Genomic DNA, 14,678 nt, shown 5'->3' with positions numbered 1-14,678 from the left:
CACGCATTGGAATACGGTAAGGCGTCAGGTAAAGCTTAGGGGCCTGACCCCGGTAGAGTACCGGGTTCAGGCCCTGCAGGAGGCCGCGTAACGGCTAGTATTTAATGCGTCCAAGTTTCGGGGCGCAGTTCATTTCTAGTACGAGGGGGCTTTACTATGCCCGCACGTTGCATCTTCCCTTGTCAGAAATGTTTGGGGCTCAATATTATCTGCGAATGGGGCCGTTTTCATTTACACTTGAGTGTGTGTTCTACGGTGAACACACTTGTCCACTCACTTTATAAAGGAATATTGTGTTGAAAATTCACACCGCGACCGCTGGTGTTCTTGCGGGTGCTCTGCTGCTGACTGGTTGCTCTTCGTCTGTTCGCGCTCCGAAGTCTGTGCCTTCTGCGTCATCGTCGACGTCTGTTTCTGCTAGCCCTTCGGTTTCAGCTACCCCTAGTTCTTCTCCGAGTGCGTCTGCGACTCCTTCGGAGTCTCCTACCCCGACGGTAACCCCGTCTCCGGTTCCGACTACTGAGGCTCCCGTGCAGGCACCGGCGGCTGAGGCACCTTCCGCGGAGGCGCCGGTGGCTGAGGCTCCCGCTCAGCAAGCTCCCGCGCAGCCGGTTCAGCAGGCTCCGGCGCAGTCGAGTGTTTACTACAAGAATTGTGATGCGGTACGTGCAGCTGGCGCGGCGCCGTTGCATCGTGGCGAGCCGGGTTACCGCCCTGGTCTTGATTCTGATGGTGACGGTGTGGCGTGCGAGCCGAAGAAGAAGCGCTAGGCTTCCGTCTGTCCTTATAGCGAAGCCCCCTCGTACTATTTCTAGTACGAGGGGGCTTCGTCGTATCAGCCTCGTTCTGTTAGCTCAGCCGGTGAGGTTAGCGCGGCTGGTAGGCGCGGGCACGCTCAGCACGAGCACGGCGCGCCTCCGCATCCTGCAGGACCGGCACCAGCATACGCACCACCTGGCCCATACCGCGCACCACCAAATTCAGCCACAAACCCACAGACCACACCGCCGCCACACGCGGATGCCCCGTGCGCATCCACCGCACACCCAGAAAAGACAGCGAGTAATACAGCAGAAGCAACAGCGACTCACGGAAGCGGTGCACCTGCCGAAGGAGAGGGTTCTGAGGAAGCTTCATCATGCCTCCCAGTATACCCACCGGAACCCCTCGCCGGGTCTCCCCCGCACTACCCGTAATAGTCGCGAATCGTCACCGTCTTCAACCCGCGCCGATCCAACAACGCCCGAATACGGTCCAGCTCAGACACCACACCCCGATAATTCAAATGCCCAATCACAATATGCTGAGCCAATGCATACTTCTCCGCATAGGCATACACCTCAGCCGAAGAAATATTAGACGAATCCGCCAACGACCCGTACCACAGAACCGGGCGCGTAAAACCACACGACGCCGCAGCCGCCAACACGCGCGCATCATAATACCCGTACGGCGGGCGGAAATACGGCTTCGAAGACACCCCAAACAGGCGACTAATCTCCTCATCATTACGGGTCAACTCCTGAACAATCTGCTCATCCGTCAGGCTCGTCAACGCCGCATGACTATACGTATGGTTCGCAATCTGCAACTGACCGCTCTTCACCAGCGGCAACAACAGGTCACGATGCTGCCTAAACGCCGGGTACTGACCGTTGATAAAGAAGGTGAGGCGCGTGCCGGTACGGCGGGAAAACTCCGCGTAGGCGCGTACCACCTCCGGGTCGGCGCCGTCATCGACCGTCCACGCAATATACTTGCCCTCACCGGACAGGCCGGTCTGCGGGCCAGTCCAGGCACGAGCTTCGGGAACCGGGTTCGACGAGGTCGCAGTCGCAGAATCGGTCTTAGATGCCGCGGCGGTCGGGGATGCAGTACCCGTTGCGGAGCCAGATGCGGAAGGGGCAGCCGCCGAGCTTGCCGAAGGGGCCGAAGAAGGGCTCGCCGAGGCGCTACCCGACGCACTACCGGACGGGCTGCTCGATGGGGTACAACCAGTGAGGCCAAGACCCAGCACGCCGAAGCCCACCGCACCCAGACCAAAGGTACCAACGTGTTGTAAGAGTTCCCGTCGCCCCATGGATGCGCGGGCAGAAGCACCCGCCACCGCCCGGTCAGCGGTGGGGTCAGTAATAGTGGATTGACGAGTAGTGATAGGTGTTTCTGAGTGTGGAACAGTGTTCATATTACGAGTGTATGATGAGACCACTGTTAGCTATCGAAAAATTCAAAATATTACTTAATGATTAACAACTGCGCTATTAAAGAACCTCTACGTACTTTCAGTCCCCTCACTCACCGAAGACCACGCTCAGTACACTAAGCTACCCGCACGCCAGATAATCAAGGTACAGCTACAGCGCAAGGTGCAATTCTAAGCACAGCAAGACCCCTCCCCCAGAACGCATTCACAACGCGCCCGGGAAAGGGGCCTCAATATATAAGTTCACACAATCGTACATCCAAGTACGCGGAGAGAAACCTACTCGGACTCCGGAGCTTCCGGCTGCTCCGCCTGAGCGGATTCCAACGCATTCAGTGCCTCCAGCGCTGCAGCCTCCGCAGCCTCTTCGGCGTCCGCCTCAGCCACACGCTCAGCATCCGACTCAGCAGAAGTCACCGCCGCCGGGTTCGTCAAAACCTTCACACCCATGCTGCGCAGCGCATCCGTATTCGTGATCGTCTCGTCATTATCAATCAGGTACACCTTGTACCCGTCATTCCGCAGACGACGCATCAGCTCCAGGAGCATGCTCTGAGCGACCTCATCCACCGCGTACACGCGCGTCACATCCAGGGCGACCTTCGAACCCTCCATCGGGGATTCCACAATCTCACGGATTACGCGCTCCACACCCGCAAAACGGATGCGGCCCTGCAACTGAATCAGGCGCATAGACTCATCGCCCGAACCGATCTGGTAGTTCGCACGCAACGCCGAACGAGCCACCGTCGGCACGTTCATCACATGCATGCCCATGTCATCAGAGAACTGCTCAAACAGCTCCACACCGCGCACACTGTTACCGTGACCGTCCAGACGCGGCGAGAACGTCGCCACACCCAGCTGACCGGGCACAGCACCAATAATGCCGCCGCCCACGCCGCTCTTCGCCGGCACGCCCACCTGGGTTGCCCAGTCACCCGCAGAGTTATACATACCGCACGTGAACATGACGCTCAGCACCTGACGCACCACAGTCTTAGGAACCACCTGCTCACCCGTCACCGGATGCACACCATAGTTCGCCAAAGTCGCCGCCATCAACGCCAAATCCTTAACCGTCACCATCAGCGAGCACTGGCGGGTATAACCCTGCACCGCCACAGTCGGGTCACCGGTCAGGATGCCGTGGCCGCGCAGCATGTGCGCAATCGCGTAGTTGCGGTGCGCGTGCTCCAGCTCAGACTCGTACACGCGCTCATTCACCGACAGGCGACGGCCCGCAAACGCAGACAGACCAGAAATGACGCGCTCCATGCGCTCGCCCTGAGTCGCACCGGGAGGGCCCACCAGCGAATGGGTGGTAATCGCACCCGCGTTAATCATCGGGTTCAGCGGCTTACCGGAGCCGTCCTCCAGGGACAGCTCGTTGAACGGCTCACCGGAAGGCTCCACACCCACCTTCGCAAGCACGTCATCATAGCCGCGGTCCGCGAGCGCCAGGGCGTACACGAACGGCTTAGAAATCGACTGGATCGTGAACTCCACATCGGAGTCACCGGCGGCGTACTGCTCACCATCAACCATGGCGATAGACGCGGCAAGCTTGTCCGGGTCCACGGCGGCAAGTTCCGGAATGTAGTTTGCCAACTCACCGGAGGTATCAGAAGCGACCGACTCGAGGGTCTCGGTCAGGTAAGTGGCAATAGGTGAATGCATAGTGTTCCGTATCTGCTGCTAATCGTGGTTGTTCTCGTCAAAAATTCTAGGATGCGCCCGCCCGCTGTTCCGTTTCAGCTATTCCGTTTCAGCTGGGCTGAGGCGCTCATCGTTGCAGGCTACCGCGGCTACCAAGCTAAAGAGCCAGCCAGCGGGCCTGTCAAAGTGTGTGGGTGAGGAGCACCTTTTGCTCCCTAAAGAGTGTATCTTTTGCGTGTTGAAGCCACCAAATATAACGGTCACTTCTCCCCCGCTATTTCAGGCTCTGGTACCTGTTCTGGTTTGCCGTTTTCTGCCGTAATTTATCTGCCGTAATTTACCGCGGCGGGCAGAACCTCCGACGAAGCTCAAGCAAAATCTATGGGCAAAACCTACGGGCACAGCCTAGGGGTGGCGAATCGAAGCCGGCTCACGGCCACCCAACTCGGCAGTCTCCAGCTGGAACGTCGAATGCTCCACCGACACCTCAAAATGACCCGCCACGCACGAACGGATACGGTCCAAAATCGCCACCGCAGACCCGTCATGGAAGCACGAATCGGCAACCACCACGTGTGCGGTCACCACCGGCAGACCGGTCGCCACCATCGAAGCGTGCACATCGTGCACCTCCACCACACCCTCAACGCGCAGCATGTGCTCACGCATCGCGTCCAAATCCAGACCGTCCGGGGTGAACTCCATGAGCACCGCAGTCGTCTGCTTCATCAGGCGCATCGCACGCGGCACAATCAGCGCCGCAATGAACAGACCCGCAAGAGCGTCCGCCTGGTAGAAGCCGGTCAGCCAAATCACGATAGCCGCCACAATCACACCCAGCGAACCCAGGGCGTCATTGAGCACCTCCAGGAACGCGGCACGCATATTGAAGTTCGCGTTCCTCGCCGTAGCCAGCACCGCAATACCAATAGCGTTCGCCACCAGGCCAACCACACCAAAGATCAGCAGCTCGGTGCCGGGCACCTCCGGCGGGGCAAACAGGCGATGCACGCCCTCCACCGCCGTGTAGATACCCACCGCCAGTAGCAGCACCGACTGACCCAGCGCAGCCAGCACCTCAATACGGCGAAAACCCCACGTGCGGCGGGACGTTGCCGGGCGCGTCATCAGCGAAGCCGCCGTGAGCGCCACCAGCAGGCCCGAGGCATCCGCCAGCGCGTGCGCCGTATCAGTCAGCAGCGCGAGACTTCCGGTGACCAACGAACCGATCGCCTGCGCCAACACAATAACGACCGCCAAGCTGAACGCAATCAGCAGGCGCGGACGCATCGAGGCGGCATCCTCCGGGCTCGGGGCATGCGAATGGTCGTGGTGATGCCCGTGGTGCCCGACGTGGCCGTGATGTGCGTGCGCTCCCATGCACTTCTCCTCAACTATGAACTGCGTTGTTGACTATCGAGAGTTATCAGTGGATAGCAAAATCGCCCGATTCACAAGAACCGGGCGATAAGCTCCTCAACCGAGAAAACGTGGAGATAAGGGGACTCGAACCCCTGACCCCCTGCATGCCATGCAGGTGCGCTACCAGCTGCGCCATATCCCCATATTCTGTTAGTGACCTCAACGAGGCAACATGAATATATTACACACACCACGGACAGCGATGCAAACCCGCGCACCCAAAACTCCAAAAAGTTCCCGGCGGCTAAGCAAGAAGGGCGGACCCCGCGGCACCATACAGCGCCAGCAGAGCCCACCCCTCATCAGCTAAAAATCAAGCAGAAGCCTACGCCTCATCCTGAGCGGGAATGATGCGTGCAGCATCTTCCTCAGTCTCACCCTCAATGTCGAAGGGAGCCTCGTTCTCAACGCCCAGCTCAATACGCGGGGCCTCAGCCCACAGACGATCCAGAGCGTAGAACTCGCGGTCCTCCTCATGCTGAACGTGCACGACAATATCGCCGAAGTCCAGCAGAATCCAACGACCCGAGGAACGACCCTCACGGCGGACCGGCTTCAGGTCAGCCTGCTCACGCAGAGCGTCCTCAACCTCATCCGCAACAGCGTTCACGAGGCGCTCATTGTGGGCAGAAACCACCAGGAAGCCATCAATCAGACCCATCGCGTCGGATGCATCCACAGCGAACAGGTTCGTTCCCTGCTTCTCCTCCGCAGCGCGGGCGGCAATGCGCAGAGCCTCAACCGAGGACTGTGCAGCAGTCATATTTTCCTTCCTTGCCGGCAGAACACCCGCCGGCAGCACCCGCAACAGGGATGCATTGTTCACGGCCTACTTAGGGCCAAAAATCATAATCAGACCAACAACGACCAGGGCGAGCAGCAGCACAATCCACAGCCACGCCAGGGAGGCCTTCTGCGCAGGCTGCAGAACCTCTTCAGTCTTCTCAACAGCGCCCTTAGAAGCGGACTCCTTGGAAGCCTCAGCGGAAGGTACCGGAGCAGACTTGGACTTAGCAACCTTAGAATCAGCAACCTTGGACTCTGCATCCTTCGCGGCTTCCTCAGACTCCTCAGCGTCCTCGGTAACCTCTTCAACCAGAGCAGCAGATTCTTCGGGATCCTGACGATCCACCATGCGCTGTAGCAGCTCCTCAACCTCATCCGGGCTCAGAGCAACAGTCGGGTCACCATCCACCGAATCCACGGTGTCACCAGCGGAGGCGCTATCCAGCACGCTCAGGTCAAGACCCTGCGCGTTCACTGCGCTCACGCGGGTGGGCAGCTCGTCAGCAGACTCTTCAACCTCAGCAACCTCAACGGTCTCTTCCTCAACGGAAGCGACCTCAGTCTGCTCAGCCTCAACGTCAGAGCTGTCCAGCTCCTCAACCTTCGGCTCATCGCGCACCAGGTACTGGTGCAGCTCGGGTTCCGGCTTCTCCTCCTTGACCACGGCAATGACCGGGATCGAAGAGGTCATCGGGTTATCCACCGCGGAGGGGCTGGTCGCATCCACACGGTTCTGCGCGATCTCTTCGGGGCGCAGAACACGCAGGCTACTGGTCAGAGGAGCAGGCTCGTGCAGCTTCTCCTCATCGTTCGCCTCAGTGTCAATCTTGCCCTGAGCCGCCAACGCCGCAAAACGACGCTGAACGGCCAGAACCTGCGGGTCAATAGCGTCCGCATGAATCACGGAGCCCATATTCGCAACAGGCTTCGCGGGCTCACCGCGGCGGGCTGCACGCAGGTACTCGGCAACTTCTTCACGGTAGCGGGCAAGACGGCGCGGACCCATCACCTTAGTAGGCGGCGGCACCTCAATGCCGTCCTCGGTCACGTACGTCTCGTAGAGGTACGCTTCGTCCTCGCTATAGGGCTTCGAACCCGTAGCTTCACTCATGTGTTCCCTCATTATTCGTCGATTGGGGTGCCTGCCCAGACTCATCTTTCACGTGGGGCAAGCCGTCACGGTACGCCGTCAAGGCGTCCTTCTTGTACAGGCCGTACTTAGCAATGTACTGCACCACACCATCGGGCACCAGGTACCAGATGGGGGCGTCTTCAGCTGCGCGGCGACGAATATCGGTCGAAGAAATCGCCATCGCAGGAATCTTCAGGGTCGTAATATGACGACCCTCAGCCAGCGGCGGATCCAGCTCGTGATCGGGGCGGGTCACGCCCACAAAAGTCGCCAAATCCCACAGCTTATGGGCATTGCGCCAGGTCATAATCTGGCTAATCGCGTCCGCGCCGGTAATGAAGAACAGGTCAGCATCCGGGCGCAGGGCGCGCAGCTCGTTAAGCGTATCAAAGGTGTAGGTGGCGCCGCCACGGTCAATATCAATACGGCTCACCGTAAAACGCGGGTTCGACGCGGTCGCAATCACCGTCATCAGGTAGCGATGCTCAGCATCACTCACGTGCCGCTCCCCCACCTTCTGCCAGGGCTGACCGGTCGGAACGAACACGACCTCGTCCAGGTCGAACACGGCGGCAACTTCACTAGCTGCCACCAGGTGTCCGTGGTGAATCGGGTCGAAGGTTCCACCCATCACGCCCAGACGCACCCGACCGGGAATGCGCGGGGGAATCGACTCGGTGCTCGGAGCACCAAAATCAAGGTGAACAGACTGGTCAGTCACAAATGCCGTCCTTGCTGGGGACAGAGACCGCACCACGGTAGCTAAAAAGCCACCACAGGTGCGGATGCGGGCAGGTACACAGAAGGTACGCAACACCGAAAAAGGTGCCCGCGTACATTCCCCTCTATGCTACCTGCTTACGGTCAAAAACATCGAAATGACGGGGGTGAGCTAAGCCGCCAGTGGAATACCCAGCCAGCACGCCCGACCACAGGCTCACCCGCGTGTTCCGACACGCACATCCGGCACGAGAGACAACCGCAACCGCAGAACCTACAAGAAAGCGCCGCGCACCGGAGCCAAACCCCGGTACGCGGCACCACTCACTGTCTATGAAACAGCTGTCTAGGCAACAGCTACGCTTCAGCTACTAGTCGTCGATGTTCGGCATGTCGATATTCTCGTCGACCTTGCCTTCCTTCAACTTCTTGCGGTACTCAACCGACTCGGTCCACACGCCTGCAACACGCTCGGACTCCAGCTCGGCACGAGCCTCCGCCTTCGCGTCCATACGCTCCTTGTACTCCACACGCTTCTGCGCACGAGTCGGGCGAATGATCTCTTCCAGACGAGCGTCCGTACCACGCGGGGAGGACAGCAACTCAGCACCACCGACCATGGTCGGCTCCCAATCGAAGATCACCGAGTTGTCGTTCTCACCAATCACCACGGCGTCACCGGCACGAGCACCAGCCTTAAATAGCTCATCCTCAACGCCCAGGCGCGCCAGGCGGTCTGCCAGGTAGCCGACAGCCTCATCATTATTGAAGTCAGTCTGCTGAATCCAACGCTCAGGCTTCTCACCAATCACGCGGAACAGCGGCTCAAGGTTACGCTCCTCGCGGCGAATAGTGAACTCCTGCTTCTTCTTACCGCGGAAGCCCTTCGGGCGAACCACAGGAGCCTCAACAACCACGCGCTCCGCTTCCTTCTCGGCAGCGGCACGAGCCACGCGGTCCTCCTCCACGAGCTTTGCCATCGCAAAGATCAGGGACTTCAGACCCTCATGGGAAGCAGTCGAAATCTCGAAGACCTTGAAGCCCATCTCCTCAAACTCGGGGCGAACAAACTCAGCCAGCTCACGAGCCTCAGGAACGTCAATCTTATTGAGCACCACAATCTGCGGACGCTCATGCAGCGGCACGGTCACACCCGCAGTCGGGTCAACCTCATAGTTCTGCAGCTCGCCGCGAATCACCTCAAAGTCACTGATCGGGTCGCGGCCCGGCTCCAAAGTAGCGCAGTCAATCACATGCACAAGAGCCGAAGAACGCTCCACATGGCGCAGGAAGCGGTGGCCCAGACCGCGGCCCTCCGAAGCGCCCTCAATCAGACCAGGAACATCCGCGACGGTGTAGCGAACATCGCCTGCCTGCACCACACCCAGGTTCGGGATCAAAGTGGTGAACGGGTAGTCAGCAATCTTCGGACGCGCCGCAGAAATCGCAGCAATCAACGAAGACTTACCCGCCGAGGGGTAACCCACCAGAGCCACATCCGCAATGGACTTGAGCTCCAGAACAATATCAGCCTCTTCACCGGGGGTGCCCAGCAGAGCAAAACCGGGAGCCTTACGCTTAGCCGAAGCCAACGCAGCGTTACCCAGACCGCCCATACCGCCACGGGCCGCAACATACTCGTCGCCCACACGCAGCAGGTCAGCCAAAACATTACCCTCGCGGTCCTTCACCACAGTACCCTGCGGCACGGTCAGAACCAGGTCCTCACCGTTAAAGCCGTGGTGCATATCGCCACGACCAATATCGCCATTCGGGGCGTGCTGATGCGGGCTGTGGTGGTACTCCAGCAGGGTCGTGGTCTGGTTATCCACGCGCAGAATCACCGCGCCACCATTACCACCGTTACCGCCGTTAGGGCCGCCCAGGGGCTTAAACTTTTCACGTCGCACGGAGACGCAGCCGTTACCTCCGCGACCGCCAGATACATGCAAGACCACGCGGTCCACGAATTCTGCCACGGGTTCTCCTTATCTTGGAAAATCTTCACTTCGCCACCGCACGGCACACACCAATCATGCTGCGGATGCGGCGGCAGGCGCGACCGGGTTGGGGTGCGCCTCATCGTGGAGCCCAGCACGGGCGTCCACGGCATTCGAGGTCATAGCGAGAGGGGGTAGACTAACGCCTACCCCCTCTGCCCTAGCGGTGAGTATTACTCAGCTGCTGCCAGGATGTTAACGACCTTGCGGCCCTTGCGGGTACCGAATTCGACGGTGCCTGCTGCCAGAGCGAACAGGGTGTCGTCGCCACCGCGGCCAACGTTCAGGCCGGGGTGGAAGTGGGTGCCGCGCTGGCGAACGAGAATCTCGCCTGCGTTGACGGACTGGCCGCCGTAGCGCTTAACACCGAGGTACTGGGGGTTCGAGTCACGGCCGTTACGGGTGGAGCTTGCGCCCTTCTTGTGTGCCATTCTGTATTCCTACCTTAGGGTTGAATTCCGGTCGTTTCGATTACGCGTTGATAGCGGTAATCTTGACGGTGGTCAGCTCGGCGCGGAAGCCCTGACGCTTCTTGTAACCGGTCTTGTTCTTGTACTTCTGAATAACGATCTTCGGACCGCGCAGGTCCTCAACCTTCTCAGCAACAACCTTGGCGGAAGCCAGGGACTTTGCGTCAGCGGTGACCTTGTCACCGTCGACGAGCAGCAGCACGGGCAGCTCGATGGTGCTGCCGGGCTCGCCTGCAACACGGTCAAGGGTAACGAGGTCGCCTACGGAAACCTTCTCCTGGCGGCCGCCAGCGCGTACAATCGCGTATGCCACTATGGGACTCACTTTTCTCGACAACTTGCTTCTTGAATCTCACACGAATGAGCAGCCTGCGCTTTCATTGCTGTGCGCCCTCCCCCGCCAATCAAATGACCGCGAACAAGGAGGAGCGGCCCGTGCGTTCCGGCGGGATTGCCCGCCGAAGCCAACACGCGAGGCTCACCGGTGGTGTCTCTCTCCCGCACGTTCCAAACTCAGCCGAATACTCGACCGCGCCGAAGACGATGCGGGTGGGAGCGGTGTCTCCCGCTGGCCCTGCGTCGATAGGGCTTCACTGAGATAAACACCAGTCCTTAAGGATACGGCATGATCTACACGCCGCGCAATAGATAATTTCACGGATTATCCGCAGACACCACGTGATGCTCCCCTAATACTGCACCGCACTCTTAGTAGCGCCTTTAAAATGACGCAGCACACACACAGAAAAAATAGCCTCGGTAGGGAAGTTCCGGCTCGCCCTACCGAGGCTATCTCATATACACACACCATCGGATTTCCGATGATCGGAAGCTAAAGACTAATCGTCCTTACCTTCACGCTTAATGTCGGCAGCGGCAACGCCAATGCCGAACAAAACAGGAGCCGAAGCGTCATCAGCCACCGGAGCCACATCCGCAACAGAAGCGGAAGCAACCACGGAACCCTCAGCACGCTCGGAAGCGTCCACGGTCACGACCTGAGCACCGGCACCGGCGCTCGAAGCCGCACGGCGAGTGCGACGCTTACGCGGGGTCGAACCGGGCACCTGAGCCGCAGGCTTCTGAGCCTCCTCAACCGGAGCCTCAACCGCTGCGGGAGCTGCGCCCACCACACCGGTCACCGCCGGAGCACCAATCACGCCGGTCACAACCGTGCGAGACTCAGACTTCTCAACCTTATCAGCCTTTGCGGGTGCCTGCTCGGATGCCATGCTCTGCTCAGCCGCCTTCTCGGCGCGCTTCTCATCAGCGGCACGACGAGCACGGCGGCGGGACGCACGCGGAGTCTCACGAACATCCTCAATGCGCAGGTCCTCACGCTCAACACGTTTGGACTCCTGAGCCTTCTGCACACCCGAGTTTACCTCAGCGGAGGTTGCCTCAGCGTTCTGCTGCTCGCGGTTCTGACGCTTGGACGAACGACGCTCCTCCGAACGATCCTCACGGCCCGAACGGAACGACTCACCCTCAGCGCGGGCAAGACGGCCAGCCTTCTGAGAAGCACGAGCCTTCGCCTCACCGGCGCGAATCGCCTCAAAACGATCCGAGGATCGGCTAAAGCGCGGGTCGAGCTCCGGGTCAACGTGGTGCTCGTCCTCCAGCGCACCCGCGCCGGAATCCTCAACAGCGGCAATATCCGCATCGGTCAGCTCGCGGCGCTGGCGGTTACGAGAAGACTTCTTCTCGCCACGCTTGGACGAACGACGCTCCTCAGAACGATCCTGATCAGAACGGCCCTCAGCAGAGTCCTTCGAGGAATCCTCAGCGGACTCCTCCTCCGCGCGGTCGAACGCGCTCGCCAGCTGCTCCAAGGAGAAACCGCCCTGCTCACCAATCCAGTTACCCTCGGTGACCTCAGCGACCTTGTCCTCACGCTGAGCAACCTCCGCGTGAGCCTGCTCGCTGGCAGCCTCGGCAATACCCTGAATCTCCTGCTCAAGCGAAAGCTCAGCGGTCTCCGCGCGGCGCGAACGCTTACGGCGCTTACGCTTCTTACGGGTCGAAGCAGTCTCCTCCGAAACATCCTCGCTCTGAGCGGATGCGGCAGCCACCGCAGCCATAGCGTTACGGCGCTCAGCCTTCTTCGACTCCAGAGCATCCTGCTTCTGCTGGTCACGAGAATCCTCGCGGGCAGCGGCACGGCTACGCTTACGGTCATTACGCTCATGGCGGTGGATGTAATCCGACGCGCCACCGCTACGACCGCTCAGCGGCTGATCGTGAACCACCAGGCCACGACCGGCACACTGCTCACAGGGCTCCGAGAAGACCTCAAGCAGACCGGTACCCAGGCGCTTACGGGTCATCTGAACCAGACCCAGCGAAGTCACCTCAGCCACCTGATGCTTGGTACGGTCACGGCCCAGGCACTCAATCAGGCGACGCAGAACCAGGTCACGGTTCGACTCAAGCACCATGTCAATGAAGTCAATGACGATAATGCCGCCGATATCGCGCAGACGCAGCTGACGGACAATCTCCTCAGCAGCTTCCAGGTTGTTCTTGGTGACAGTCTCTTCAAGGTTGCCGCCGCTACCGGTGAACTTACCGGTGTTCACGTCCACCACGGTCATGGCTTCGGTACGGTCAATCACCAGCGAACCACCCGAAGGCAGGTACACCTTACGGTCCAGTGCCTTCGCCAGCTGCTCGTTAATGCGGTAGTGGTCGAAGAGGTCATCCGCGGAATCCCACTTCTGCAGGCGGGAAACCAGGTCCGGCGCCACGTACGTCACGTACGCCTCGATGGAATCCCACGCGTTCTCGCCCTGAACGATCATCGCGGTGAAGTCCTCGTTGAAGACGTCACGCACGGTCTTAATCATCAGGTCGGGCTCCTGGTAGAGCATCTCCGGAGCCAGCACCTTGCGGGAGTTAGCCTTCTCCTGAATCTCTTCCCACTGCGCACGCAGACGGTTAATATCGTGGGTCAGCTCCTCCTCAGAAGCACCCTCCGCCGCAGTACGAACAATCACGCCAGCACCCTCGGGCAGCTTGTCCTTCAGAATCTTCTTCAGACGCGCACGCTCGGTGTCGGGCAGCTTGCGGGAAATACCGGTCATCGAACCACCCGGCACGTACACCAGGAAGCGGCCGGGCAGAGAAACCTGGCTGGTCAGGCGGGCACCCTTGTGACCAATCGGGTCCTTGGTGACCTGCACCAGAACCGAATCGCCGGGCTTCAGGGCGTTCTCAATCTTGCGGGGTGCACCGTCCAGGCCGGTGACATCCCAGTTGACCTCGCCCGCGTACAGTACAGCGTTGCGGCCGCGTCCAATATCAACGAACGCAGCTTCCATGGACGGCAGAACGTTCTGAACCTTACCCAGGTACACGTTGCCGATCAGGGAATCCTGCTGGGTCTTGGACACGAAGTGCTCAGCCAGCACGCCGTCCTCAAGCACACCAATCTGGATGCGGCCGTCCTTCTGACGAACCAGCATCTGACGATCCACAGACTCGCGGCGAGCCAAGAACTCAGCCTCAGTCACGATGTGGCGGCGGCGACCCAGGGATCGGGACTCGCGGCGGCGCACACGCTTCGCCTCCAGGCGGGTAGAACCGCGCACACCGGTCACAGTGTTGGATGCGTGAGAGTCAGCCAGGCGCGGAGCACGCACCTTGGTGACGGTCTCAACGTCGTCATCAACGCCGCCCTCAATCTCAATATCTTCGGTACCGCGGCGACGGCGACGGCGACGGTGGCTCGTCACCTCAGCCTCAGCGGCAGCCTCCTCGCGGCGGCGCTCCATGCGCTCCTTACGCTTCTGCTCCTCGGCAGCGGCGCGGCGTGCCTCACGCTCCAGCTTGGCGGCAACAGCGAGCTCGCTCAGCTCCTCCGGCTCGGGTGCCATGAACAGCGGCATCGCACCCATGGGGGTACGCGAGCGCAGTTCCTGCAGCTTTTCGCGCTGCAGGTCGCTAATGGTCTTTACGGGCTCGGAAGCTTCTGCGGGCTCCTCGGCAGGTGCTTCAGCTGCGGACTCCTCAGCAGACTCTTCTGCGGCGGGTGCCTCAGGTACAGCTTCTTCGGTTGCGGATTCTTCAGCAACCGCAGTAGCCTCGGCGGGCTGCTCAGCAGCTTCAGCGGTAGCCTCGGTCTTCTCAGCCTTCTCAGCTTCCTCAGCCTTTGCGGGGGGCACGACCTCAACCTTGGCGGTCTCTTCCTTCACCTCAACGGCAGACTCGGCAGCGGGCTCAGTAGCGGCGGGCTCAGCAGACTCTGCGGCGGGGGCAACAACTTCCTCCACCTTCGCGGTCTTCTC

General features: G+C 60.2%; 12 protein-coding genes and 1 tRNA gene. 1 reads left to right on the top strand and 12 read right to left on the bottom strand.

The genetic code is table 11. From position 1 onward, the window contains the following. Positions 1-293: 293 nt before the first annotated feature. Positions 294-770 (top strand): excalibur calcium-binding domain-containing protein, encoded by a 477-nt coding sequence (locus ROTMU0001_RS02020; RefSeq protein ID WP_005507860.1) that lies wholly within the window; start codon positions 294-296, stop codon positions 768-770. A gap of 97 nt (positions 771-867) precedes the next feature. Here ROTMU0001_RS02020 and ROTMU0001_RS02015 read toward each other — a convergent pair whose 3' ends face one another. From ROTMU0001_RS02015 to ROTMU0001_RS01960, 12 genes are all read right to left on the bottom strand, one after another. Next, positions 868-1,140 (bottom strand): hypothetical protein, encoded by a 273-nt coding sequence (locus ROTMU0001_RS02015; RefSeq protein WP_245534273.1) that lies wholly within the window; start codon positions 1,138-1,140, stop codon positions 868-870. A gap of 46 nt (positions 1,141-1,186) precedes the next feature. Then, a complete protein-coding gene (locus ROTMU0001_RS02010) occupies positions 1,187-2,185 on the bottom strand; it encodes a polysaccharide deacetylase family protein (RefSeq protein ID WP_044142239.1) in 999 nt (332 codons plus the stop codon). Positions 2,186-2,482: 297 nt separating this feature from the next. Continuing rightward, positions 2,483-3,883: a glutaminase gene (locus ROTMU0001_RS02005; RefSeq protein ID WP_005507857.1), complete on the bottom strand. Its 1,401-nt coding sequence runs from the start codon at positions 3,881-3,883 to the stop codon at positions 2,483-2,485. A 384-nt stretch (positions 3,884-4,267) separates the two neighbouring features. Next, entirely contained in the window at positions 4,268-5,242 is a 975-nt protein-coding gene (locus tag ROTMU0001_RS02000) for a cation diffusion facilitator family transporter (RefSeq protein ID WP_005507856.1), read from the bottom strand. A gap of 111 nt (positions 5,243-5,353) precedes the next feature. Beyond that, positions 5,354-5,426, bottom strand: a tRNA-Ala gene (locus ROTMU0001_RS01995). Positions 5,427-5,609: 183 nt separating this feature from the next. Beyond that, positions 5,610-6,047, bottom strand: a complete 438-nt coding sequence (rsfS, locus tag ROTMU0001_RS01990) for a ribosome silencing factor (RefSeq protein ID WP_044142238.1) — start codon at positions 6,045-6,047, stop codon at positions 5,610-5,612. A gap of 66 nt (positions 6,048-6,113) precedes the next feature. Next, positions 6,114-7,181 carry a hypothetical protein gene (locus ROTMU0001_RS01985; RefSeq protein ID WP_005507854.1) on the bottom strand — a complete coding sequence of 356 codons (1,068 nt, stop codon included), beginning with the start codon at positions 7,179-7,181 and terminating at the stop codon, positions 6,114-6,116. Next, the gene (nadD, locus tag ROTMU0001_RS01980; protein ID WP_005507853.1) at positions 7,174-7,923 is read right to left on the bottom strand and encodes a nicotinate-nucleotide adenylyltransferase; all 750 of its coding nucleotides are present in this window, start codon (positions 7,921-7,923) and stop codon (positions 7,174-7,176) included. Before nadD ends, ROTMU0001_RS01985 begins: the two co-directional genes overlap by 8 nt. A 370-nt stretch (positions 7,924-8,293) precedes the next feature. Then, positions 8,294-9,901 (bottom strand): GTPase ObgE, encoded by a 1,608-nt coding sequence (gene obgE / locus ROTMU0001_RS01975; protein ID WP_005507851.1) that lies wholly within the window; start codon positions 9,899-9,901, stop codon positions 8,294-8,296. A gap of 194 nt (positions 9,902-10,095) precedes the next feature. Further along, the gene (gene rpmA, locus ROTMU0001_RS01970) at positions 10,096-10,353 is read right to left on the bottom strand and encodes a 50S ribosomal protein L27 (protein ID WP_005505766.1); all 258 of its coding nucleotides are present in this window, start codon (positions 10,351-10,353) and stop codon (positions 10,096-10,098) included. 40 nt (positions 10,354-10,393) lie between these two features. Next, a complete protein-coding gene (gene rplU, locus ROTMU0001_RS01965; RefSeq protein WP_005505764.1) occupies positions 10,394-10,705 on the bottom strand; it encodes a 50S ribosomal protein L21 in 312 nt (103 codons plus the stop codon). 526 nt (positions 10,706-11,231) lie between these two features. Continuing rightward, positions 11,232-14,678, bottom strand: a 3,447-nt coding sequence (locus ROTMU0001_RS01960; RefSeq protein WP_005507849.1) for an Rne/Rng family ribonuclease, incomplete at its 5' end; no start/stop codon positions are given.

Origin of the sequence: Rothia mucilaginosa ATCC 25296, from assembly GCF_000175615.1 — a bacterium.
Taxonomy (GTDB): domain Bacteria; phylum Actinomycetota; class Actinomycetes; order Actinomycetales; family Micrococcaceae; genus Rothia; species Rothia mucilaginosa.
The sequence above is the reverse complement of the archived record's forward strand: the minus strand, read 5'-3'. Positions and strand labels throughout refer to the sequence as shown.